This is a genomic window from Nitrospira sp. M1 (assembly GCF_965152605.1).
Window position 1 is genome coordinate 589,328 of the sequence record NZ_OZ224217.1, and the last position, 23,473, is coordinate 612,800.

The following is a 23,473-nucleotide window of genomic DNA, read 5'->3' on the forward strand; positions in this document are numbered from 1 at the left end:
GCAGACATTAGGATATTATGAAGATAAGGGTTATAGGATTTGATTGGGACTCTGGCAATCTGAAGAAGTGCCAAAAACACGGCGTTTCGCAACCCGAGATTGAAGCACTCTTTTACGATTCAGAGGTTTCGATTTCCGAAGACGTGGCCCATTCGCAGTACGAGCCACGGTTCTTCGCCTTTGGAACCACCGATGAGGACCGAGCCGTGTTGGTGGTCTTTACCCTACGAGACAAGGAAGGCATGACGTGTGTGAGACCTATCAGTGCCCGATATATGCACCAGAAAGAAAGGCACACATATGAAAAAGAAATTCCCGAAGTTTAAAAACGATGAAGAGATTGCCACGTTTTTAGAGCAAGACCTCAGCGAATATATTCACCCTGGGAATCTCAAAAAGGTGACGTTCGAGTTTTTGCCAAAGACCGAACGGATTACCTTACGAGTGCCGCCAGAATTACTGGCGAGCGTCAAAAAGAAAGCCAAAAAACAGGGCATGTCCTACCACAAATACATTCGGCAGGTCATGGAGGCTTCATTAAGCCCCTAATGTGAATCCATTCGGTGGTGGCTCCCCTGGCCCACGCCGGCAAACCACAAGCAAGCCGCTGACGAGAATCTTTTTTCCTTATCGTGTCTCTCTGTCCTCTCCTTGGACAGCAGAGCGGCCTTGTGGCAAGGCCGCTACCTGTCACTTGGCTCAAACTTCTGTCTGTTCTGCGATAGCTAACGCATCATCGACTTCGATCCCCAGATACCGAACCGTACTTTCTCATTTCGTATGGCCTAACAAGAGCTGCACTGCTCGAAGGTTTTTGGTTCGTTTGTCGATGAGCGTCGCTTGTGTTTGTCTCATCGAATGGGTGCCATAGAGCATCGTATCGAGGGCAATCATCTCGATCCATTTGTGGACGATTCGAGCATATTGGCGAGTTGAAAGATGCTGGGATCGATTATCCGACTCCCAAACAGATAGTCCTCTAGACGCAATGGCTTATGGCTGGCCCAGGCTTATAGGGCATCCTGGGTTTGCTCAGTGATTTCGAACTGCACGGGTTGTTGGGTTTTCTGCTGCAGCACCATGGCTCGAGGAGCAATACCATGGCCATGAGAGACGTCTCGGACTTTAAGTCTTACAAGATCACAACTTCGTAATTTACTGTCGAGGGCGAGGTAAACATGGCTAACTCTTTGGTGGCCTTCTGAAGCTGCAATCTGATTCGGATTGCCTAAATCTCTCGAGGTTTTAACGGAGGTTTTTGTCCAACGAGTTTGCGTTTATTCCAAGGCGGTGCCACATTGACGACTTGAGGTGCATGAATCATAATTCTCCTCCTTGTTAAGGGTGATGGAAAATTATGATTCAGATTTGTGATATGCGCTTTCGACCCACAGCAGACATTCGTTATTGCCTACCGGAGATTCTATAACCCTCATATTTATTATGGTAAATTCACAGGAACATTATGTTAGATGAAATACAACGCAAACAGTTTACACAGAAAACCTTCAATATCGTTGCCAAAGACTATGGCCTCAGAACTAGTCGTTTTTTTCACTTGAGCGGGGAGGTGATGGTCGAGTTGTTGCGTCTGAATGGTGATGAGTCAGTTCTGGATGTCGCATCGGGTACTGGAGCGACAGCCTTGCCCTTGGCAAGAAAACTACCACATGGACAGGTCACCGCTGTTGACTTTTCCTCTGACATGCTCAAGCAGGCTAGCATGAAAGCAACAGAGGAAGGGTTAAGTAATCTTATCTTTGAGACCCATGACATGACACAGCTACCGTTTCATCATCACAACTTTGATCATGCCACTTGTGCATTTGGATTATTCTTTGTTGACGATATGAGTGAAGCATTAAAACATATAGCCAACACCGTTAAACCTGGCGGAAAAGTGTTGATAAGTGGTTTTTGTGGGGATTCCTTTCAACCCATGGCGCGGCTCTGCCTAGATCGATTGCGGTCTTATGGGTTAGAAATTCCGCAGCAGATTGGTTGGCAACGCATGTCAAAGACTGTGCAATTACAAGAAATCTTCACACAGGCTGGATTTAATGATATGCATATTGAGAGACGCTCAATGGGTTATTATATTGATCCAGAAGGTTGGTGGGAGGTGGTATGGAGTGCTGGCTTTCGAGGTTTCGTCGAGCAGCTAGATAACAAAATCGACGAATTCAAACAGGCTCACTTAAAGGAGTTAATACCCTTGTGTGATGACAAGGGATTGTGGTTGGAAATTGATATTAACTTTACGAGTGGTGTAAAAGCGATTTGAGTATCCTTTGATGTGACTGGCTATCGAGAAGATTGGGTTAGTTATGGCCCCACGGCGGCGATAAATCCCGATGGAGAGGTAGTTGATCAAGTCCCGCTGTTAACCACGGGTACTCTCTTGGTAGAAATCTGAATGACAGGTTGTGGCCCAGGCTGTGCGAAAACTCGAAATTTTCTGGATTCAGGGGGTGCCTCACCCCTTGCTCATCCTGAGATCGTCGTATACAAGCGATCCTCGAAGGCTAAATTTTTAGATCCAAATTTTATACGGAGTTTTCACACAGCCTCGGCCGACTGCCGCCTGATAGCCGACCCATTTCCAACGTCCGCTTTTGAGCTGTACTATCACATCCTGTCAGGTCAGACCCGAGTTATGACAGTATAATTTGCACAGCATAGAACCCGCGTGTATTACTTCTTCTGCCACTGGCCATTTGGTAATTGAATATAATGGCCAGGGCTGGTTTTGGACAGCGCGGTCTTTCCCGCTAACGTCTCTACGGCTTTGAGCGTCGTGTTATTTCGCTTCGCCACTTCCTGGTACTTGGCTTTGCGTTTTTGATTGACCTCATTCATCAGTGCTTTCATCTCTGGCGGGGCTGTTGGAGTGACAAGCCCAAGATAGCCGCTCACCATCTCGCCAAGAAACCCTTGCGATTTGGCTTCCTCTAGTGATGCGGCGAATGCCGTGTTTCCTGTGTAGAGGCCCATGGCGAGGAGCGCAATTATGAATGTCTTACCTATGATTGAATGATGCCGCTGTGTCATCGCGTTCTCCATTCTGACTAGAAGAGGTCACTATCTTCAGAAAGTATTTGGTCAAGCTCTTTTTCAACTTTCACGCGAACTTCATGGTCAATTTTGACATTGAGATTAATCGTAATGGGTTTTTCTGGCGCGGCGACTTCCACTCGTGCGGTCGGGGTGCAACTGGTGGATGAGAACAGTAGCGCGCTAAGGCACAAGACGATAGATACGAGGAGCAACGTACGGCGTCTATTCATGGTGTATTGACCTTCGTGAAATTGTCTGTGCATGTGTGTGATCGGTACGGCGTTTCTTCATCCTTTTAAGCCGGCGGCGAGCCGAGTATGCCGTACAAGGCTAAAGGCCTTGTATCAGCTTTTCCCCTGAACTCTGGATCAACTCATCTATTGTCCCTTCGATGTCTTTGGCGACTTGCAGGCTCTGCAAGAGCGCCGGGATGTTTTCTTCAACATTCAGATTAAAGTGGATCGGTTTTCCACGATGCAGGTCTGGATTTTTCCCCTTAATCTTGGTCTCAAGCAGCAACTTTCCCGTGTGGTCGTAGTCAAGCCCTACTGTCAGCGCATCATAGTGGAAGTTGTTGAGTGCTTGCAAAACCAAATTCATGTTGGCACTCGTGTGTTTCAGTGCTTCCGTCGTTCCCTCCTCTGTTTGATACTGAATCATACCACCTGGCGGGCGTGCCGCAAGTTTTCCATTGTGTACTTCCACTCCGTTCTCCGTAAGCAAGACCGGAATGGTTCCATCAATCAATCCGGTGCCATGAAGCCCTTCTTGTTGTTCGAGATTGAGAATGGCACCAATAGCAAGGCCTTGTGCATGGACGGTCAGTTGATTGCTGGACTGAGACGCATCGAAGACAAAGTCATCACTGGAGATCTTTCCATCAAACATCTCGGCTGAAAACATACGTATATTTGCTCGAGGGAGAACGGAACCTGGTATGTGGTTCAACAGGAAATTCATGGAAATATTTGAAATGGTTACACCCGTTTCCATTTTTGCGAGGGTCAGCGTTGCCGGATTTGGCATGGACCATGTGTCGGTCCCAACCACGGTCATTGCGGTACTCAAGCCATCAAAAATAATATTCTCGTAATGTCCGCCAAGATGATCGACGTTGAGATCAGCCTGTGCCCGTGTGAGAGAAACAGGTTGTTTGTCCGTATCCGTTGGCAGCGTCCAAAAGGCTTCGGCCTTGGCAGAGATTTGCCCGGTGGTGATGTCGAGCGGGTGTGGCCACGGCGTGATGCTGGTTCGAAGATTGAATGCGGAGGGTGAAAAGGTGATCGGGGCAAGTTTCATGTGAAAAGTCCCCTTTCGAGTCATAAGGTTTTGGTGCAGTCGTCCATAGATGGACGCCTGCGTGTCCGCTGTTTGTCCAAGCAGATTGACGCGGACAGATTGCGGGTTCGCAGAAAATTGAAATTTCCAATTGGATGACGGAGGTGTCACGTCTTGGACGGTGGTTGAGATTCCCAAGAGAACCATCTCCCCAGAGGTTTGCCACGTTGAGAGAGAACCTTTCAATTCATGGATGGAGAGTTTGGCCTGTTGTATTGTGACTGCCTGGTCTTTCCGTGATATCTCAGGCGTCTTGATTCTCAGAAAAAGGGGATTCGTTTCCCATTGTTGGTCCTTAAGATTGTAGGTAGTCGTAAATGTTTTTATGAATGTGAAATCGGCTTGAGGTATGAGAATCTCATTGATTGGAAGCAGGCTCATGCGTAAGGACGATTGCGGCGCAAGCGATGCGGCTAGCTTTTCCTTTCGCACAGACAGCTCTCCTGAAAGCTTCCATTGTAGGTGTTTGATAGGGAGGTCAGGTTCGAGTTGTGTGTCTACTGTCCCCGAAAAAGCATAGGTACCTTGGGCGGAAAGATTCTGGATCGATGAGCCTGACAGGTGAGTCAATGAACATTCCAGATCGACCGGAAAGTCTTGGATGTGATAGCGACCTCGAATCAGCCCGTCTATGTTCAAAGAAGGGGGCGTATTATTGAGGTCTATGTGGCCAGAGAGAGGTTTGGGAAAGCTTATGGAAAGTTGATGTCCGGTCATTGGGATCATCGTAGGTGCAGGTTCTGGGATTTGAAGCTGATCAACAAGTACGTTGCTCGAAACCTCTGAGTCCTTCGAAAGCGTCCAGGTGATGGTGTCATGCGTGGCGGCAAAAGTTCCGTTGACCTTCGCGTCGATGTTCTGGCCATAGGGCTGAAATTGAGGCAGGGCTGCGCGGATTTGAAACGCTCCGTTCAGTGTCCCAACTTTTTCTTTTACGAGAGAGTCGATCGTAGCCGAATGGGGAGTAGTCCCGTTCCAGTTCGCTGCGATGGTTCCAGTCATCTGCAAGAAGTCACGCTCGACAGGAAAGAACAGCTTAACGAGTTTGATGACATTGGGGATATCGATGTCGAGAGACCCTTGCACTTGAACGGTGTCAGCAATGCGTGTTGCGTGTGACGTCATACGGGCAAGCGTTGGGGGAGTGGAGTCTGGAGAGAGCATGGCCAAACTGATATCGCCTATCGATGTTCCGGATAGTGTGATGTCGTAATCAGGGATGTCCGCTCCCTGAATTGTGAGGTGTGTGTGCAGTCTTTCCTGTCGTGTGTCCACCGTTCCATCGACACGTATGTGTTGCAATGGATCGTCTCCTAGTGAACGATCGATTGATATTTGACCGATCATCAGTTGTTCAAAGGGAAGTCTGGGAAAGGGCGAAAGCATCTCATCTATGGTAAAAGATGGGCTTTGCGGGGCCGAGAGGCCTTTCTGTTCTTTTTCTGTAGGGAGATCGGACGATAAGGGTTTGATGTCCAGATTTCCACTTCCGATAACGATTTGAGCTACCTGCCCGTCGAAAAGTTGAGGAAATTGATACGTTATCTCGATATTCTGGAAGGTGCCTTGGTACGAAGCTTCGGCAATGTCTTTTTGAAACGCCAGCCTATGGATAGGGAGAGAATGCGTCGTTGGATATCCGAGGCGAATCGAGACATGCGTGAACCCATGTTGCTTCATGGCTTCCGAGAGCACGGTTGAGGCGATGTATGGAAGCCCGCCGTATCCAACGATTGCGAGCAACACAAGCCCCAAAAGCCACCACCATAGCCTTCCTCGTCGGTTCTTTGCCACCGTCTCTTGTTGGTCCGAATGTTCGGTATTTCTTTGTTGGTGTTTCTGCATCAAGGTTGATTGCGGTACTATGGCTGAATTACTGCACGTGTGATGAGACCGTCAAGGTTTGAGCAATCCATTGATTTTGAGAAAAGGAGCAATATGACTTCGGACAGTTCCTCAGGTGCCAAAGACTTTATTCGTACTCTGATTGTGCAAGATGTGAAAGCGGAAAAACATGGAGGACGTGTGCATACACGTTTTCCTCCAGAACCTAATGGCCATCTTCACATCGGTCATGCCAAATCCATCTGTTTAAATTTTGGTGTGGCTGAGGAACAACATGGCCTCTGTAATCTCCGATTTGATGATACCAATCCCAGCAAGGAAAATGTCGATTATGTGACGTCCATTCAAGAAGATATCCGCTGGTTGGGCTTTGATTGGGAAGATCGATTATTTCACGCATCTGACTATTTCGAGCAACTGTATCAATTTGCCGTCAAACTCATTCGTGACGGAAATGCCTATGTTGACAGTTTATCGGCTGACGAGATTCGTGCCAATCGAGGAACCTTGACGGAACCTGGGATCGATAGTCCACATCGCACGCGATCTTTTGAAGAGAATTTGGACCTCTTCGCACGAATGCGTGTCGGAGAGTTTGAGGACGGCGCGCATGTGCTTCGAGCCAAAATCGATATGGCCTCGCCCAATATCAATTTGCGCGACCCGACGCTCTACCGTATTCGCCGGCTTCCACATTATCGAGTTGGCGATACCTGGAATGTGTATCCAACGTACGATTTTGCCCACCCGCTCTCGGACTCACTCGAAGGCATTACGCATTCATTGTGTACGCTGGAGTTCCAGGATCATCGTCCACTCTATGATTGGGTGTTGAATGCTTGTCAAGTTGATTGCCATTCGCAACAAATTGAATTTGCTCGGCTCAATCTGAATTATACCGTCATGAGTAAACGGAAGTTGCTTCAGCTCGTCGACGAGGGGCATGTCTCAGGGTGGGACGATCCGCGTTTACTCACGCTAAAAGGATTGCGTCGTCGAGGCTACACGCCGGAATCAATTCGTACATTCTGTGAACAAGTCGGAGTGGCCAAGCGTGACGGCATCATTGAGATGCCGGCATTGGAACATGCCATTCGTGAAGATTTGAATCGACGGGCCCTACGCGTCATGGCGGTGTTGCATCCCTTGAAAGTGATCATTGATAACTTTCCTGAAGGCCAGGTGGAAGAGATGAGTGCCGTCAATAATCCAGAAGATGCCACCGCCGGTTCGCGGATCGTCCCTTTCTCTCGTGAACTCTATATTGAGCAGGATGATTTTCGTGAAGATCCACCCAAAAAGTTTTTCCGCATGACGCCGGGTCAGGAAGTTCGTCTCCGGTATGCCTATATTGTTCGATGTGAACGTGTTGTGAAGGATGAGCAGACTGGAGAACTTCTCGAAGTGCATTGTACCTATGATCCGGACACTCGAAGTGGAGGGCCGCAAGCTGGTCGAAAGGTCAAAGGTACACTTCATTGGGTTTCAGTGGCACATGCAGTGTCTGCAGAAGTCAGACTCTATGAATCCTTATTTACGAAAGCCAACCCTGCTGAAGAGAACGATGGCGTTGATTTTCGTTCCTCTCTTAATCCCAATTCATTACAAACCTTAGCGAATTGCCAAGTAGAGCCGAGTCTTGTTGGCGCCAAACCTGGAACCCAGTATCAATTTGAGCGACAGGGGTATTTTTGCGTGGATCCTGATACAACGCCGAACAAGCTGGTGTTTAACCGGACCGTTGCCTTACGTGATTCCTGGGCTAAAATTGAAAAAAAATCGTCATGATTTGTCAATGGACGGGATAAACAGTGTCGCGATAAGAATAGGCCTGATCCTCTATTGTCGACCATAGGAGGATGGTCTTTGAACATTGGTGCTCCATCTCTATGGACATGGGTTGACGGATGTTTCCTGAAAGTCATTGGGAATATTTCGAGAGAGAAGAAAGGATTGTGATTTTTTCTGTAGTGTGTCAATATTTGTTGATCAATGAATGAGGGATGTAGGTCACAATCTGGAATGTTACTTATGTTGCGAGAGGGTGTATTCATGAAGTCATGTATTTCTCAACGATCGATTGTTCGGCTCTTGGGTATCATCAGTCTCTGTCTGTTGTTTGGGTGTGCGTCGTATGCGTCAGATGGGCATAAACCAGCAGGGGCACACGAGGAGTCAATGGGGCCTGCGATGAAGACGATGATGGACAAATGGCAGGCGTATGCAACTCCCAATAACAATCATGAAGTATTAACTCCATTGGTTGGGACATGGAGGCATGTGGTGAAATGGTGGATGAAGCCAGGAAGTGTTCCAGAGGTCTCAAAAGGCACAAGTGAGGCGAAGTGGTTGATGGGTGGTCGTTATCTCCAACACACGGCAAAAGGCATGTCGATGGGGCAGCCGTTTGAAGGAATCGGGTTTACGGGATTCGATAATAAGAAAAGAAAATATCAGACGATTTGGATGGATAATATGGGAACTGGGATGATGACGGGTGAAGGCACTTATGATCCTGGTCAAAAGACCTTAACCGATCAAGGTCTGTATACAGACGCTTTGAAGGGACAGCGAGCCTACCGAGGCGTTCTTGCGATTATCGACGACAATCACCATCGGTATGAAATGTATAGCTTAGATCAGTCCGGCCAAGAATTCCGTATGATGGAGATCGTCTATACACGGACAAATGAACGTGAGAAATAATATACAAGTTGCTAAGAAGTTCATCAGAGACGCTAACGCATTCATAATGGAATAGTTGTTGCCGCACAGGTCTCCGCCAGTCGTTCCCTTCCTATTCGTGTAGCCATTTCTCGAATTAACCAAACGTGTAGTTTCCCTGTATACCCATAGGTCTCATCCGACTTGAGCGTACGTATCTAAGTATTCCTTGAGTTTCCAGTATATTACAGTGATGGAGGGAGTGAATGAATTTTTTCCTCTGCTCATAAGCGACCAGAGCGTCGGGATTCAATGGTCACATTTCGGTGGTTATAGCAAATCCAAATTAAACATTAGTAAACTTGAACACGGTCGTTGAGCGACCCTGCTGAGCCTGACGGGTAATCGTTGTTGGGATATTGCTGCTTCTCTTGTCTTGATTACTTGTGTCCAAGTATGAGGACTTTCTACGCGGTGTTAAATGCTTCAATGGTACGTAAATTCATTGACTCGGCTATAGAAATGTTTTTGAGGTTCTGAATATTGGGCCTGTCATATTTTTGACGTCGAGTGTCAAGATCTAAATAGATACAGAGGGTATCTTTCCGGATACAGAGGCATGATGGGAAAATGTTTCAGGCACCCATGTGATTTCTTTCGTATAACGAATTGTTTTTTAAGAAGAAAACTATCCTTGGAATTTGCTCTATCATGAACGATTTCAATGGCATTGCGCTTGCTCTCTTACATAGGAAATGTGAATTCAGCCTCAATCACAATTTCAAGAGAGGATCTTCCAATGCGAAACTTACTGGTTCAAAAAACAACGCAAGCTCCGAGTATTCACCACATGGGCATCCATGCCATTGATAACACCGCTCGTTTACTCGGACTTGCCCAAGGGCTCGATCGGAAACAACGGTATGAGAAAATGGTGGAAAGCGTGTATGGAGAGCCTGATGCAGCAAACCGTTTGTTACTGAAAACTCTCTGTCTTTCAGCACTTGATGAGTCTCATGTTGACTGTGCTGAATATTAATGCCGTTCTGAGTATCGACAAACCTTTTCCTTGGCATGTAGGTGGAGGTTTGTCCTATGGGTAGGAGTTTTTCCGTTCTCATCTTCCAATCATGTTCTGTCATGATTCATCGCATGTTGAGTCTCGTCCGCATTGTCGGTTCGCTTTGTCCTCTCCCTCGTGCTCAGTCCCTGTGTTCCTAGGGAAGAGCTGAACGCACTGCTCCGTGTCATTCCTTTTTTAGACTTTTTCAAGAAATTACCGATAAACGTATTGGGGAAGTATGCCCCTGCCGTACTTCTCTGTGAGATGGATGGTGTGAGCTATAGCCGTTTCACAATATTTTCGATGTTTGGGGTGTCTGATTTCGCAGTTGACGGTAAAAATGAATGTGAACGCTTCATTATGTCATAGATGGCCTTCTCTACTCGTCCTCAGTATTGTGTTGACCTGGGGGTGTGCTGGAGACAGAGAGCGTTGGATCGATAAGGGAACGACTGACGTATCTCGTTCGGATGATAGCGCTCTGACATCACAGCCTGTGGATTGTGCCGATGACGAAGTGGGGCAGGGGGAGCCTCCGCATTCCTCTTTCGTGTTAGGTAAGCAAGAGAACGATAGCGAGAGCATGCAGCGAACGTTGGATGATCGTGTTGACTCATTGTCGAGCTTTGAAAATACACGCCGGATGGAACATGAGGATGTGAATGACGTTCAGGTTGTTGCTGAAGCAACCGCAACGACAGAACGCCAAGAGAGTCGGATGTTAGAACAAGATGGTGAACCATTTTCCCGAATAGTCCGTCCTGAACTTCTCGATGGTGTACCGGGCGATTCAGAGACAATCAGCACTATTGAATCGGAAATATTAAATGAGATATCAGCGGACGAACACATATTTTTTCATCGTGCTGATGAGGACATGATCTCGCCAGAAAAGGTTGTCTTGTATGAGATTTCTCAAGTGCCTTTCCCCGGTATTGAAGCCCTAGCGATCCCGGGTGATTCGAACGGGAATGAAGCGGTAGGAAGCGGGCCGGAAGTGAATTCGGAACAGGAAGTCATTGCCTTGGATAAGGCGGAGGCCATGGCGGTGTTACCTATTAGTGGTCGTACCCTAGTTGAAGACTCAACGAGGTATGAGAAGGATAACCTCTTGTCTGAAAAGGTGGGCGTAGAGAATGTTCAAGAGGTGGCTGAAGTAATAAATGAGAAAAGCCGTCGCGTGTTATTGCCGACGCAATCTGTCCCATCGGATCAGCAGGATCGTGTGCAGTCTACAGATATCCCGCAGGGGAAAAAAACAGACGAAGCCCCGAAGTTGATACAAGAACAAATTGTACCGCCGTCTCACAATCCTCCCAGTACCATTATTCCTGAAGACGTTGTTGTGTCTGAAGAGTCATCATCGGATGACAGCGAACAAACAAGGCGGCACGAGTCAGATCGTCAAGAGTTTACGTCGGTAGTCGCTGATGCGGGCAGTCCTTCGACGGAAGAGGTTATGTCAAATGTTTCGAGCACAGCTTCGAATCTGGAAGTCAACAAAGAAATTTCGGAAGTTCGATCGGGAAAAAAAGGACATTCTCTGGAGGCTGTCCCCATGACTGTGCCCCCTCCCGATATCAACACCCCTGTTCTTCTTGACAAGGAGTTGCGTCAATCATTGGCTGAAGGTCCGCAGCCCCGTTCTCTTGAATCATCACCGTTCGTGAATGTGCAGGAGAACTTTGTTCGTAAGAAGGCTCTTCCGAATGACTCTTTGGATAAACGACGCCATGACGTATGTCGTCAACGTCGTACTTCATTGACACGATATCAGTATCAAGAAGTGCTGGTGGAATTGTCTCATTCAATTCAAATACTTTTAAGAGCTGACCTCCCCGTGCAACAAAATCCGGAATTGCTGGCATGTTTTCGACAACGCGGGTATATGTATTTTCAGCTTCACGATTACCAGCATGCGCTTTCTGATATCGATCAAGTACTTCAGTCCGCACAAGCCGATACTATTCAACGGTCGCACGATCTTTTTTTTCGTGGGCGCGTGTATGCGAGCATGAATGCCTCCCGACGTGCGATTGATGATTTCTCTCAGGCCTTAAAGCTCGGCCTAGACGGAAAACGTATAGCGCATGCCTATTATCTGCGCGGCTTGTCACATTTTCGACTTCAGTTTTTTGATCCTGGACTCAAGGACTTGAGTGTAAGTTGCCGGGCTGAATTTTCTGAAGCCTGTAAATTATTGGAGAAAATAATGTAATGGATGGGTTTGAAGAAATCTTTTTCATGGTGTATAGCAAACCTAAATACACATCAGCACATCAGTATGAAGGGTTTTTGTGAAAATCAGCGTTTTTGATGTTGGTTTTTGTATATAGGCATAAAATATGCTTTATCATTCTTAAGCATGAATGTTCAAATTCATCCCTGTGTACAAAAGCCTATCAGAGGTATTACAATTATGAGAGAGCTAGAGATTGTTCAAGCTCGAAAATGATTTTTCCGACAATGGATACTGAAAGGCGAATGAACTCGAAAGGCGAGGACAATGCTAAGTAAAATAACCTTTGTCATGGCGATGATTTTCTTGGCGTGTTTCGTTGTAGTGCTTTCATGGTTCGGTTGGGTAAGCGGATATTCGTGGTCGCGTCGAAAAGATAACCTGAACCACGGCTAGCGTCTCACTGTCATCTTGATTTATCGTTCTCATCCTTCGTAGCCTAAGAACTGTTCGGTTGCGACTCTACCGTAGCAGACGGTTCTTTTCCTTCCTCATTTTCAAACCCAGCGTCGTTTCTCGCAACTTGCATCGTTTTATGGGTTTGTCAATCTATAGCCGATTCAGTTATCGCGAATCGAATGACTTTACAAATGCGGTATTCCGACTATCTCAGCGTCACCAAGCACGTCGATCTTCAATCCTGAGTCCAAGCGGAAATCACTTCGGTTTTTCAAGTAGGCATTTACGCCGGGTTAGTCAGGAGCGCGTGTCTATACCGGATTTGGATTCACTAGAGTGCGTGGGCTTCCTTCAGCATTTTGTCGGTGAGTCACCTCCCCCTTCAACAAAGTACGCTGTCTGAATCTCAGGGGTCGTCCAAAGCCCTACGGCGCCTATTCCCCTCGCTGAATGCTCGTATTCAACAAGTGTCTCCAACGCAAAGAAAGTAGGCGGCTTGTCCAGCAATATGAAGGGATCAGTAACAGCATGTAAGTGTTAAGAATATGAAGAAATCTCCGATGTATATATGTAGAGCCATGACTCAACTGATATTCAATGATGAGATGACCACTTGTATGAAGTGGGGAAGGGTGTGAATTGTAAGTTATGAGCAAGCTTATTGATGCATTGAATCGGCTGCAATCACTTCGATCTGAGGATGATGTTACGGGATTGGATTCACTCCAGAATCCGACAGAAAATTTTCAAGAGGCCCTCGTATCTGTGGAGAGTAGCGAAATCGTTCCTGAATTGCAGCCTGTCTTGAAAGAACCAGTTCAGCAGGACAACCTTCAGGCTGCGGTCTCTATGGAAATTAATCAAAAAGCCTGGCTAGAAATTGTACGGCGAGAGTACTTGCAAGGCTATGTCCGCGACGGTGGAGGGGCGGTGAAGTTTGTGGTGTTGCCTGATGCCGATAGTCATAAATCGTTTTCCGATGAATTAGGGAATAATGCCCACGAGGAGCAATTCGTGTTTGCCAAGGTGGACGCGAGATATACCAAGGCCCATATGGTCGATCGTTTGTTTCACAAAGTTGCGAAGCAATTAGATTGGGATGAGCTGGCCTATGAGTATGTGGTGCGATTGCTCGCTGACCACGGCTATCAAGTCCCGGCTCAACGCAAAGAATTCACGTTGCACCATGTCGCGACGCTCAATGAACGGAAGGAACCGTTATTGCGACGGGATCTGCAAACCTGGTTAGAAGAAACTATTGAAGGCGATGCCAATCTGTGTCGTGAATTTCGGATGGCCATTATTCGACTCTGTTTGGCGCAATTGGAAAGTGGGGAATCCGATCGTGTGCTAGGCAATGCGGTGAAAGAATGGCTCTGTGGAGAACTTCGCTTGATCTCAGGAGTCAAGAAAGCCCTGATATTCCAGAAAATTGTTCGTCATAATGCTCGATATTTGCTTTCGTCTCTGACGCACTGGCTCCGGCTCGCCGGGAAACGGGGACTCATTATGACCGTGGATATCTCACGCTATCTCGTCGCCAAGCGGCCTGCTGAGCCTGACCGGACGTTGCATTATAGTCCCACCGCTGTGCTCGATCTATATGATATGCTCAGGCAATTTATCGATACGTCTGATGAATTGGAAGGATTTATGATGGTCGTACAAGCCTCCCCTGAGTTTTTGACAGATGCCAAGCGGGGTATTGATCGCTATGAGGCGCTTAAGCATCGTATTTGGGATGATGTGCGCGACAAGCATCGCCAGAATCCATTGGTCCCGCTCGTCCGATTGTCTCCGACATCTTCTTCATTAGAGTCTTTACGTATAGGAGACACTGTCACCTCTGAGACCGACAACGAGACCTTGATGGCCAGGCGAGTCATTGAAGGTTTGCGCGCAGGGGTCCCGAACAGTCATGTCGTGAAGACGTTAGGGTGTTCGCAAGGGGAAATTGAGTGGCGCTTCCGGCGGTTATTGGAAGGGACGCAACAGAATATTGCGACGGGCCAGTGTTCCAAGGGCCTCATTGTGGAAGGGAGTTTTGGGAGCGGAAAATCCCATGTGCTGGAATACCTTCAGCATGTCGCCTTAGAGTCGAACTTTATCTGTAGCCGGGTCGTGATTAGCAAGGAAACGCCTCTGTATCATCCTGTCCGAATGTTTCATGCTGCGGTTGAATCGGCTGTCATCCCCGATAAAAAAGGGGAGCTGCTCTCGGAGGTTGCAAGCCAGTGCGATTCTTGGGACCCAAAGTACAAAAGTTTCAGGACGTGGGTGAATAGTGTAGAGGCTGGAATTGACCCGCGTTTTGCGGCAACCCTGTTTCTGTATGAACGGATGGGAACGGATCAAGAATTGGGGCATCGTATGACCAGATTTTGGACGGGCGATCCGCTTGGAGTCGGAGAACTCAAAAAGCATTTAAAGGAATGCGGCATTGCCGGGCGATATAGTTTCGGAAAAATTTCACAGGCCGAACTTGCCTCTCAACGGTTTCAATTTACCTCTCGATTAATCCAATCGGCAGGGTATGCTGGCTGGATTGTGTTAGTTGATGAAGTTGAGGTCATGGGGCGTTATTCCGTGAATCAACGAGCCAAATCGTATGCTGAATTGGCTCGCTTGGTTGGAGGGCAGGATACGGAGAGCTATCCCGGGATTGGCGTCGTTGTCGCTTTGACGGATGATTTTCAGAAAGAGGTGCTGGAAGGAAAGGGGGATATGGTAAAAATTCCTCAACGTCTCCGGGCCGTATCATCTGACGACAATGTGAGACTGGCCGAACAGGCTGAAATAGGGATGAATTTAGTGGAGTCTCGAAGAATTCCGATCGAAGCGCCAACTGAACCATTAATTCAGCAGACGCATCAAACCGTTCGTTCTCTGCATGTGCAAGCCCATAACTGGCGTGATTGGGATCATTCTGCGGTGGTTCCGCATATTGAGGTTCTCCCAGGAACACGTATGCGGGAATATGTCAAAAGCTGGATCACGGAATTGGATTTAAAGCGTTTGACCCCCGATGAAGTGGTTGAAATTGAAGTGGACAATCTCAAGTCTCATTATGAAGAGGATCGTGTGTTGGCCACCGTAAGTCAGGAAGACTCTGCTCATTCCAAGGTTGAAGCTCCAGGCAAGGCTTCTGACGGTAGTGAATCGCTTTGATCCTGCGGCTTTCAGCTTACCTGCTATCGCACAAGCCCTTCCTCAAAAAGCATGAGAGGTCAATCGAGACCTTTCATGCTTCTTGGGTCTATAGCGAATCCAAATACGTTCCAAACGGAAAAATACAACGAACTCCGCGCGGTACAACGTTTGAATCAGCGGACGTTATAGCCGTTCCGGTTCTCGTTCACTTATACGACGTGTGCAGTTGCGTTCTGTATGTGATGTCAATTCGGCTAAATGTTTTATAGTTTCGCTATAATTGAAACGGCTATAGGGTTCTCAGTCCGCAGCACCGTCACCTCTCGCTGCAAAGAACCTGTTAGTGTTATGCTGGTCTTTGTGTGAATGGTCGCGAGAGCACAGGTCTTGTCATCTTGAAATCCCTAATTTCATTGATCGTCTTTCAGTGACGGTCTCACTGCTCGAAACTCTGTCCTCGCAACCGTATCATTCTTGATCATTCTTCTCGATATCTCACCCCTCGTATTTCGAACACGAGTCTTGAGTTTCTAGAGAGCTTTTTTCCGTTACACCCTAAGGGGAAAAGGATTTCATGTGTCATCAATGACAACGGTGTCTCAGACAGAATCGTCTCTTAGTCTTCGAAAGATTTTTGAGTTGTGGTGGCCTTTGGCTGGAAGTTGGGTGCTCATGGGCATCGAACTCCCAATTGTGAGTGCGGTCATGGCTCGGCTGGCTGACCCCGAAGTTCATCTCGCGGCGTATGGAGGTGTGGTCTTCCCGATTGCGCTGATCATTGAAGCGCCAGTCATTATGCTCTTGGCAGCCTCAACGGCATTATCCAGAGATTGGACCTCGTATCTGTTCCTTCGCCGATTTATGTTTCACATGTCTGGCGTACTGACCATCCTTCATATTCTTGTCGGGTTTTCTCCGTTGTATGATGTGGTTGCTGCGGATATTCTCAACGTCCCTGAACCAATTCGAGAGCCGGCTCGACTAGGGCTCATGCTTATGACGCCCTGGACGGGCGCGATTGCCATTCGGCGATTTCAGCAAGGTGTCATGATTCGATATGGCCAAACTCGGTCGATTGGTCTTGGAACGGCACTTCGGTTATTGGTCAACGTTTCCATCTTAGGATGTGGGCTCTATTGGGGGACGTTTCCTGGAATTGTCGTGGCGACGGTTGCCGTGTCCTGTGGCGTTCTGGTGGAAGCGGCTGTAGTGAATCGCGTCGTTCAACCACTCTTGCTTCGGATGCAAGCTGAGCAACCTTCCCTTTCATTGCCGTTGACGATGGGTCGTCTTCTGAAATTTTATATCCCGCTTGCAATGACGTCTTTTCTTGCGCTCATTGCGTTACCGATTGGCAGTGCGGCATTGAGTCGTATGCCGCGTGCGTTAGATTCATTGGCCGTCTGGCCCGTGATGGCTGGGCTTTCGTTTACGCTACGAAGTCTCGGGTTAGCCTTTCAAGAAGTGGTCGTCGCGCTGGTTGGGTATCCTGGAGCCAAAAAAATGCTTGGTCGGTTTGCGATTGGGTTGGGCCTCACGACGAGTAGTCTGCTATTGCTGATTGCGGCAACTCCGTTAGCTCGCATATGGTTTGGAGAAATTGCTGGCTTGTCGCCTGAGTTGACGGAATTAGGCTGTCAGGCAATCTGGTTGGCCGTTTTGCTGCCTGGGTTAAGCGCTGTTGAAAGTTTTTTGCAAGGCTCTCTTGTTCATCGTCATCAAACAAAAAGCATTACCGAGGCCGTTGCGATTTATCTTGTCACCAGTGCTTCAATCTTAATGGTTGGTACGTATTATGGCCAGGTCGCCGGGCTGTACGTCGGTCTGTTAGGTGTGAGTTCTGGGCTACTGTGCCAGACGCTTTGGTTGTGGTATCGCAATTCCTCTCCTTCTTCCATTCCAGAGTGAATGATACACGTTCGATTCACTTTCGAGAACATTCTTTCATCGCAATGTTCAATGTAATGCAACTCATCACTGTAGGGAAAAATGTATTGCTAAGGCAGAATCGTATGGTTTAGCCTTCACCTGTCTTGATGGTTTTATTCAATATATATTTTGTATACTATTGAATAAATTACGAAAATTTTCATGCATGTTCGTTTTAATAAATCGGTACAGCCTTTGCTGCCTCCTCCATTCGTGCGTGAGCTGTCGTGTGATATCAATGAGGAGGGGCATGGAACGAATCTTAGTGATTGATGCTGATGAGTCTCTCCGAGATTCTTTGACCCTGACTCTGGAGTGGGCTGGTTATGACGTATCGGAAGCCGCAAGTCCACGTGAAGGGTTCGCCTTTCACCAGGAAAACCCTGCTACTGTCGTTGTTGCCAATGCTTTGAATGTTGATGAAGATGGATTAGAACATCTTCAAGCCCTTCGTAGTCATTCACCAACATTGCCAATGATTGCAATGTCGGGAACCGTTCCATCAAGCGAGCAAGAATCTCAATCCCTTCAGAATATCTTCGGGTCGGTTCACCGTTTGCAAAAGCCATTTACGGTAGATGAATTTCTTTCGACCATCCAAACGGCGCTTCCGCGTTATTTGGACTCTTAACCCTCCTCTTCGTCTCTACTTTCCATTCATCTATTTTGTGGTGAAGCTGACTGTCTATAGCCGTTCCCATATACTTCCGTCTGTACGACGTGTGTTTTTGCGCTGTGTACATGATGTACATTCGGCTGGAAGTTATTTGGTTTCGCTATAGTGGCATGTGCCTTCGCTGTGTATTTGACCCAAGTGAACGAATCATCGCCGTTCTCTCTATCACGAAATGCATTCGAGTCTTGGCAATGTATAGATATTGTTAATCGCTTGGAGGCTCGAAATGTCCTGGTATCCGGTTTTGCCAGGGAACGGTGGCGGTCTTTGCCTGTTTCAGTAGACTTTTGAGATTCACTTCCGCAGCTCGCAGAAGTTTCGGTTCTCCGCTTTGAAGCAGTGCAGTGAGGAGCGAATACATTTCGCGTTGTTCCTGGGGCGAATGGGCGATGAGTTCTAGAATGGGATCTGGAGAGTCTACATGTGTCCAATCACCATCTTTCTCATCAGAGTCACCTAAGAGGAGATTGATTGCTGTGGGATTACTGTAGAGCCAGCCTGGCGGTATTCCGAGTGCAGTGGCCAATGCTTCGAGTCGTGAGGCTGGCGGATCCAACTCGCCGGCTTCGATGGCTTCGAGCTCAGTCGAAGGCATGCCGACTTTGCCGGCTAATGCTGTCACCGAATTTCCTCGCATGCGCCGCCAGGCTTGAATGTGTTCATTGATGGGCATGAGCCGATCTTAGCCAACACCAAGGCGCATGTCTATAGCCGATTCAGTTATACCGAATGGATAGAATACCAAATTGTTAAAGTTTGGTATCCAATCCGTGGCATAAAATGTCAATGGTTATCAGAAAATCCATGCGGGTATAACCTTCGAAATCATCGACGCGTTGGATACCACGTTGAAACTCCTCATACTTGGACACCTATAATCAAGATAGAAGAAGCCAAACAGCTGGCAACAATGTATGCCTGTCAGGCGCAGCAGGGTCGCTCACCGACCGTGTCCAAGGACACCTGTAGTCAAGCTAGAAGAAGCCAAACAGCTGGCAACAATGTATGCCTGTCAGGCGCAGCAGGGTCGCTCACCGACCGTGTCCAAGGACACCTGTAGTCAAGCTAGAAGAAGCCAAACAGCTGGCAACAATGTATGCCTGTCAGGCGCAGCAGGGTCGCTCACCGACCGTGTCCAAGGACACCTGTAGTCAAGCTAGAAGAAGCCAAACAGCTGGCAACAATGTATGCCTGTCAGGCGCAGCAGGGTCGCTCACCGACCGTGTCCAAGGACACCTGTAGTCAAGCTAGAAGAAGCCAAACAGCTGGCAACCATGCTGGCCTGTCAGGCTCAGTTGGGTCACTCACCGACCGTGTCCAAGGACACCTGTAGTCAAGCTAGAAGAAGCCAAGCAGCTGGCAACAATGTATGCCTGTCAGGCGCAGCAGGGTCGCTCACCGACCGTGTCCAAGGACACCTGTAGTCAAGCTAGAAGAAGCCAAGCAGCTGGCAACAATGTATGCCTGTCAGGCGCAGCAGGGTCGCTCACCGACCGTGTCCAAGGACACCTGTAGTCAAGCTAGAAGAAGCCAAGCAGCTGGCAACAATGTATGCCTATCAGGCGCAGCAGGGTCGCTCACCGACCGTGTCCAAGGACACCTGTAGTCAAGATAGAAGAAGCCAAGCAGCTGGCAACCATGCTGGCCTGTCAGCCTCAGCTGGGTTGGACTTGTCTCGTTTCCATAGACACTCCACCGTCAGTCACTTTGTTACGCTTGGACCTTGAAACCGCCATCCCTGAAAAGGACGCATCGTGCTGATGCGCGTAAATACAGAAGATGATTGTTCTTGCATGACGCAAACTCTAATGTATCAGGTATTGATGAACGACCACTCATAGAAGTCGTCGAGTCAAAATTTCCCCCTACGTCTCTATGAGCTCTATGTCGTTCTAGGACACGAATAGGATGAGCTTGTTAGCAATACTCGTGTTTTCATAGGTTTACTTCGATAACCCTTGGTTCAGTTCTCTTTCCGATGCCATAATGGTTGAGAAGAACGTATCCCAAGGGATAACATCATTATCCATTTGGATTTTAACATCTCAAGCTCGGTCGGATTTGCTGTTTGGGCCATAGAATGCTCATGTGAAATTTGATGGACAGGAAGTACAGAACACTAGTCGACTCTGAGTTACTCAAGAATCATTTTGAAAATAGTTGCATATGGATACATTGAATCAAGTTCCTTTACTCTCACTGTTAAAAGAACATTTTGGGTATACCGCATTTCGACCGTTGCAAGAAGAGATTATTCGCGATGCCTTGGCCGGACGGGATGTTCTCGCGCTATTGCCGACGGGGGGAGGAAAGTCCCTGTGTTTTCAATTGCCGGCATTGGCCAGGCAGGGTCTTACTGTAGTGGTTTCTCCGCTTATTGCACTCATGAAAGATCAAGTGGATGCTCTTCAAGCCAATGGCATTCCCGCGACTTTTCTCAATTCCTCTATGACGACGCAAGAGTCTCATGACCGGTTGCAGGGGTTGAGTCGAGGCGCCTACCGGTTGCTCTATATTGCCCCGGAACGACTGATGCAGCCCGGATGTCTGAGAGATCTTCAGCGATGGCACGTCAATCTACTCGCGATTGACGAAGCGCATTGCATCAGTGAGTGGGGCCATGATTTCCGCCCAGAATATCGACGGTTGGTGGAACTTCGAGAACGATTTCCCACTCTGCCAATTATGGCGCTGACCGCGACAGCCACGGGTCGGGTACGAGACGATATTCGTTCACTTCTCAGTTTGGAAGATGGAGCGTACTATGTTGCCAGTTTCAACCGGCCGAATCTCACGTATCGCGTACAAGCGAAGGTCAATCCTTATGAACAAGTGCTAGCTGTACTTCAAGCGCAGTCCCAAGAAAGTGGAATTGTGTATTGCCAGAGCCGGAAAGCCACAGAGCAGCTAGCGGAACGATTGCAAGCGCATGGCATTCTGGCGAAGCCGTATCATGCAGGTCTATCGGCCAAAGAACGTGTCCGTCATCAAGAATTATTCTTACGAGACGAGGTGCATGTGATGTGTGCGACGATTGCGTTTGGGATGGGAATCAATAAGCCCAATGTGCGGTTTGTCATTCACTATGATCTACCCAAAAACCTCGAAAGTTACTATCAGGAAACGGGACGTGCTGGGCGTGATGGGTTGCGCAGCGAATGTTTGCTGCTATTTAGCGCTGGGGATACCGTTAAACAACAACGATTCATCAACGAAAAACCAGACCGCCGTGAACAGGACATTGCTCGTGCGCAATTGCAACAAATGGTGCAGTATGCCGAATGTGCCACATGCCGACGCCGTGAATTGCTGCACTATTTTGGAGAGTCGGTAGAGCAAGGAAATTGTGATGCATGTGATAACTGTCTTTCTCCAAGGGAAACGGTAGATGGTACGGAAGACGCTATCACCATACTGTCATGCGTTGCGCAGATTCGACTGAACAGCGGTTTTGGCGTGGGACTGAATCATGTGATTGAGGTGCTGACGGGAGCGAAGACGGAAAAAGTCCGGCGATGGGGCCATGAGCGCTTGGCTACGTATGGAAAAGGGAAGAATATTCACAGTCGACCTGAATGGGCCGCGATTGCTCGTGAACTTATTCGACTTGAGTTTCTTCAGCAAACGACAGAGCCATTCACCATCTTAGAGCTTACGGCCCAAGGACGAGACTTTCTTCAAGTGCGTCAGCCTATCATGCTGACGAAGCCCATGAGTACTCCAGAGCGAAAGGCCTCATCTGCTGGTGATGTGGCCCATGACGAATTACTCTTCAATCGTTTGAGGCAACTACGAAAGAACGTCGCCGATGGGCGTGACGTTCCAGCTTATGTCGTATTTTCCGATGTCGCGTTACGTCAGATGGCACGAGAGTACCCAATGAATGAACGAGAATTTCTTCGGATCAGCGGTGTAGGAAACCGGAAGGTGCAAGAGTTCGGCGGGGTGTTTCTCGCTGCGATTGCGGAATACCTAGAGACTCACCCACGACAAGATTTCTCGAATGAATCGTCTGATGATCCGTCACCGATAGTTGCAAGGAAAATGCAACTTGGAAATACCGTTCAGGAAACATTGCGCGGTTTTCAATCAGGACATTCAGTTGAGGAAATCGCCAAGCAGCGAGGATTGGTCGTCAGTACGATCTACGGACATTTAGAACAAGCTATTCAAGCCGGGGAGTCCGTCGATATCAATCAACTTCTCACACCTGCTCATCAAACACGTATCGCCGCCGCCTTTGCACGAACCGGATTTGGCAATTTAACTGGTGCCAAAGAGCTTCTCAACGATCTCTATGACTATGGTCAGCTTCGCTTGTTTCGGGCTGTGCATGGGAAGAGGAGTCAATGAACAAAAACAAACATGACTGGATGCCCCCTCCTACTTGGTTTTGCGTTCTCAAAACTTGTCTCTCACGTGCCTTACGCCCTTTGCGAAATGAGTCCTACGAAACAGGAGTTTTTCATGTAAGTATTGCTAACCTGGTAGGTTAGAAGAAAGAACTTAGAACGAAAAACGAGTGGGGTTCTGGTTATTACCTCAACGCTAGGGCACCGCGTTTCTATGCGTATGATTTTGAGTATCGTTCTTTGGAAATAAATCAGGACCATACTTGGTTGGAGTCGCACTGACATGACCTATCTCGACAGCATCAGTAAATTCATAGGCATGATGTATCTTGCCTGTCTGTTCTTTTTCATGCTCACGTAAGATTACACGGCCTCGTTCTGTCTGTTGCCATTTATCAATATCTTTTTGGCACTGATCTAAATCCGCCGTACACCAGGCGAAATGTTTATCGTCTAATGTGCTGAGATAGAGATCCGCGAGTTCACCATCTGTCGCGTGATGAGCTCCAGCGCATCCGCTAAAAATACACGCTCCAAGGAATCCAGCCACCCAAATTTTACGCATGACCCACCTCCAGTTCTAAAGACTATCGGCTAAATTTGAATTTCCTGGACGGATAGGGTATGCGTTGTGACTGAGTGGTTTTCTACGATCGTTAAATTCGGTGGGATATCATTTAATTAATTCACACAGTGAGTCTTACGTGTCAGTTACGATGTGTTGCTCTCTTTCGCCAGAGTGCCTCACCCGGACGGGCGGG

The 23,473-nt window shown here is 47.9% G+C and carries 16 protein-coding genes and 1 pseudogene; 11 read left to right on the forward strand and 6 right to left on the reverse strand.

The annotated features are described in order from the left end of the window. Nucleotides 1-17 precede the first annotated feature (17 nt). Together ACWHX8_RS02805 and ACWHX8_RS02810 are read left to right on the forward strand one after the other, a co-directional pair. Nucleotides 18-326: a BrnT family toxin gene (locus ACWHX8_RS02805; protein ID WP_447970457.1), complete on the forward strand. Its 309-nt coding sequence runs from the start codon at nt 18-20 to the stop codon at nt 324-326. After that, entirely contained in the window at nt 301-549 is a 249-nt protein-coding gene (locus ACWHX8_RS02810) for a CopG family antitoxin (RefSeq protein ID WP_447970458.1), read from the forward strand. The genes ACWHX8_RS02805 and ACWHX8_RS02810 overlap by 26 nt, the downstream gene beginning before the upstream one ends. Nucleotides 550-699: 150 nt before the next feature. Here ACWHX8_RS02810 and ACWHX8_RS02815 read toward each other — a convergent pair. After that, nucleotides 700-1,225: pseudogene (locus ACWHX8_RS02815) on the reverse strand (tyrosine-type recombinase/integrase). Between the two features lie 240 nt (nt 1,226-1,465). Between ACWHX8_RS02815 and ACWHX8_RS02820 the strand changes: the two are divergent. Next, a complete protein-coding gene (locus ACWHX8_RS02820) occupies nt 1,466-2,284 on the forward strand; it encodes a class I SAM-dependent methyltransferase (RefSeq protein ID WP_447970459.1) in 819 nt (272 codons plus the stop codon). A 410-nt stretch (nt 2,285-2,694) separates the two neighbouring features. Here the strand turns inward: ACWHX8_RS02820 and ACWHX8_RS02825 are convergent, their stop codons facing one another. The 3 genes from ACWHX8_RS02825 to ACWHX8_RS02835 form a co-directional block, all read right to left on the reverse strand. Next, nucleotides 2,695-3,051 (reverse strand): YdbL family protein, encoded by a 357-nt coding sequence (locus ACWHX8_RS02825; RefSeq protein WP_447970460.1) that lies wholly within the window; start codon nt 3,049-3,051, stop codon nt 2,695-2,697. Nucleotides 3,052-3,068: 17 nt separating this feature from the next. Then, complete coding sequence (locus ACWHX8_RS02830) at nt 3,069-3,287, reverse strand: YnbE family lipoprotein (RefSeq protein WP_447970461.1); 219 nt, start codon at nt 3,285-3,287, stop codon at nt 3,069-3,071. A 100-nt stretch (nt 3,288-3,387) separates the two neighbouring features. After that, nucleotides 3,388-6,240 carry a YdbH domain-containing protein gene (locus ACWHX8_RS02835; RefSeq protein ID WP_447970462.1) on the reverse strand — a complete coding sequence of 951 codons (2,853 nt, stop codon included), beginning with the start codon at nt 6,238-6,240 and terminating at the stop codon, nt 3,388-3,390. A 93-nt stretch (nt 6,241-6,333) separates the two neighbouring features. On the opposite strand from ACWHX8_RS02835, the gene ACWHX8_RS02840 reads away from it, so the two are divergent. From ACWHX8_RS02840 to ACWHX8_RS02870, 7 genes are all read left to right on the forward strand, one after another. After that, entirely contained in the window at nt 6,334-8,028 is a 1,695-nt protein-coding gene (locus ACWHX8_RS02840; RefSeq protein WP_447970463.1) for a glutamine--tRNA ligase/YqeY domain fusion protein, read from the forward strand. Between the two features lie 264 nt (nt 8,029-8,292). Next, on the forward strand, nt 8,293-8,946 hold the full coding sequence (locus ACWHX8_RS02845; RefSeq protein WP_447970464.1) for a DUF1579 domain-containing protein: 654 nt from the start codon (nt 8,293-8,295) through the stop codon (nt 8,944-8,946). A gap of 757 nt (nt 8,947-9,703) precedes the next feature. Further along, nucleotides 9,704-9,943, forward strand: a complete 240-nt coding sequence (locus ACWHX8_RS02850; RefSeq protein ID WP_447970465.1) for a hypothetical protein — start codon at nt 9,704-9,706, stop codon at nt 9,941-9,943. A 370-nt stretch (nt 9,944-10,313) separates the two neighbouring features. After that, a complete protein-coding gene (locus ACWHX8_RS02855) occupies nt 10,314-12,185 on the forward strand; it encodes a tetratricopeptide repeat protein (protein ID WP_447970466.1) in 1,872 nt (623 codons plus the stop codon). Nucleotides 12,186-13,253: 1,068 nt separating this feature from the next. Next, nucleotides 13,254-15,773, forward strand: a complete 2,520-nt coding sequence (locus ACWHX8_RS02860; protein WP_447970467.1) for a BREX system ATP-binding domain-containing protein — start codon at nt 13,254-13,256, stop codon at nt 15,771-15,773. Nucleotides 15,774-16,331: 558 nt separating this feature from the next. Further along, a complete protein-coding gene (locus ACWHX8_RS02865; RefSeq protein WP_447970468.1) occupies nt 16,332-17,663 on the forward strand; it encodes a hypothetical protein in 1,332 nt (443 codons plus the stop codon). Nucleotides 17,664-17,934: 271 nt separating this feature from the next. Further along, entirely contained in the window at nt 17,935-18,315 is a 381-nt protein-coding gene (locus ACWHX8_RS02870) for a response regulator (RefSeq protein WP_447970469.1), read from the forward strand. 250 nt (nt 18,316-18,565) lie between these two features. On the opposite strand, the gene ACWHX8_RS02875 is transcribed toward ACWHX8_RS02870, so the two are convergent. Next, the gene (locus tag ACWHX8_RS02875) at nt 18,566-19,033 is read right to left on the reverse strand and encodes a helix-turn-helix domain-containing protein (RefSeq protein ID WP_447970470.1); all 468 of its coding nucleotides are present in this window, start codon (nt 19,031-19,033) and stop codon (nt 18,566-18,568) included. A gap of 1,493 nt (nt 19,034-20,526) precedes the next feature. On the opposite strand from ACWHX8_RS02875, the gene recQ reads away from it, so the two are divergent. Next, nucleotides 20,527-22,713: a DNA helicase RecQ gene (gene recQ, locus ACWHX8_RS02880; RefSeq protein WP_447970471.1), complete on the forward strand. Its 2,187-nt coding sequence runs from the start codon at nt 20,527-20,529 to the stop codon at nt 22,711-22,713. 195 nt (nt 22,714-22,908) lie between these two features. On the opposite strand, the gene ACWHX8_RS02885 is transcribed toward recQ, so the two are convergent. Further along, nucleotides 22,909-23,277: a hypothetical protein gene (locus ACWHX8_RS02885; RefSeq protein WP_447970472.1), complete on the reverse strand. Its 369-nt coding sequence runs from the start codon at nt 23,275-23,277 to the stop codon at nt 22,909-22,911. Nucleotides 23,278-23,473: the final 196 nt, after the last annotated feature.

What these genes read in the sequence shown, in the direction of transcription:
- ACWHX8_RS02810 (WP_447970458.1), top strand. Translation starts at nt 301, where the DNA reads ATGAAAAAGAAATTCCCGAAGTTTAAAAACGATGAAGAGATTGCCACG.
- ACWHX8_RS02805 (WP_447970457.1), top strand. Translation starts at nt 18, where the DNA reads ATGAAGATAAGGGTTATAGGATTTGATTGGGACTCTGGCAATCTGAAG.
- ACWHX8_RS02845 (WP_447970464.1), top strand. Translation starts at nt 8,293, where the DNA reads ATGAAGTCATGTATTTCTCAACGATCGATTGTTCGGCTCTTGGGTATC.
- ACWHX8_RS02875 (WP_447970470.1), bottom strand. Translation starts at nt 19,033, where the DNA reads ATGCCCATCAATGAACACATTCAAGCCTGGCGGCGCATGCGAGGAAAT.
- ACWHX8_RS02820 (WP_447970459.1), top strand. Translation starts at nt 1,466, where the DNA reads ATGTTAGATGAAATACAACGCAAACAGTTTACACAGAAAACCTTCAAT.
- ACWHX8_RS02830 (WP_447970461.1), bottom strand. Translation starts at nt 3,287, where the DNA reads ATGAATAGACGCCGTACGTTGCTCCTCGTATCTATCGTCTTGTGCCTT.
- ACWHX8_RS02825 (WP_447970460.1), bottom strand. Translation starts at nt 3,051, where the DNA reads ATGACACAGCGGCATCATTCAATCATAGGTAAGACATTCATAATTGCG.
- ACWHX8_RS02860 (WP_447970467.1), top strand. Translation starts at nt 13,254, where the DNA reads ATGAGCAAGCTTATTGATGCATTGAATCGGCTGCAATCACTTCGATCT.
- ACWHX8_RS02870 (WP_447970469.1), top strand. Translation starts at nt 17,935, where the DNA reads ATGGAACGAATCTTAGTGATTGATGCTGATGAGTCTCTCCGAGATTCT.
- ACWHX8_RS02835 (WP_447970462.1), bottom strand. Translation starts at nt 6,240, where the DNA reads ATGCAGAAACACCAACAAAGAAATACCGAACATTCGGACCAACAAGAG.
- ACWHX8_RS02840 (WP_447970463.1), top strand. Translation starts at nt 6,334, where the DNA reads ATGACTTCGGACAGTTCCTCAGGTGCCAAAGACTTTATTCGTACTCTG.
- recQ (WP_447970471.1), top strand. Translation starts at nt 20,527, where the DNA reads ATGGATACATTGAATCAAGTTCCTTTACTCTCACTGTTAAAAGAACAT.
- ACWHX8_RS02885 (WP_447970472.1), bottom strand. Translation starts at nt 23,277, where the DNA reads ATGCGTAAAATTTGGGTGGCTGGATTCCTTGGAGCGTGTATTTTTAGC.
- ACWHX8_RS02850 (WP_447970465.1), top strand. Translation starts at nt 9,704, where the DNA reads ATGCGAAACTTACTGGTTCAAAAAACAACGCAAGCTCCGAGTATTCAC.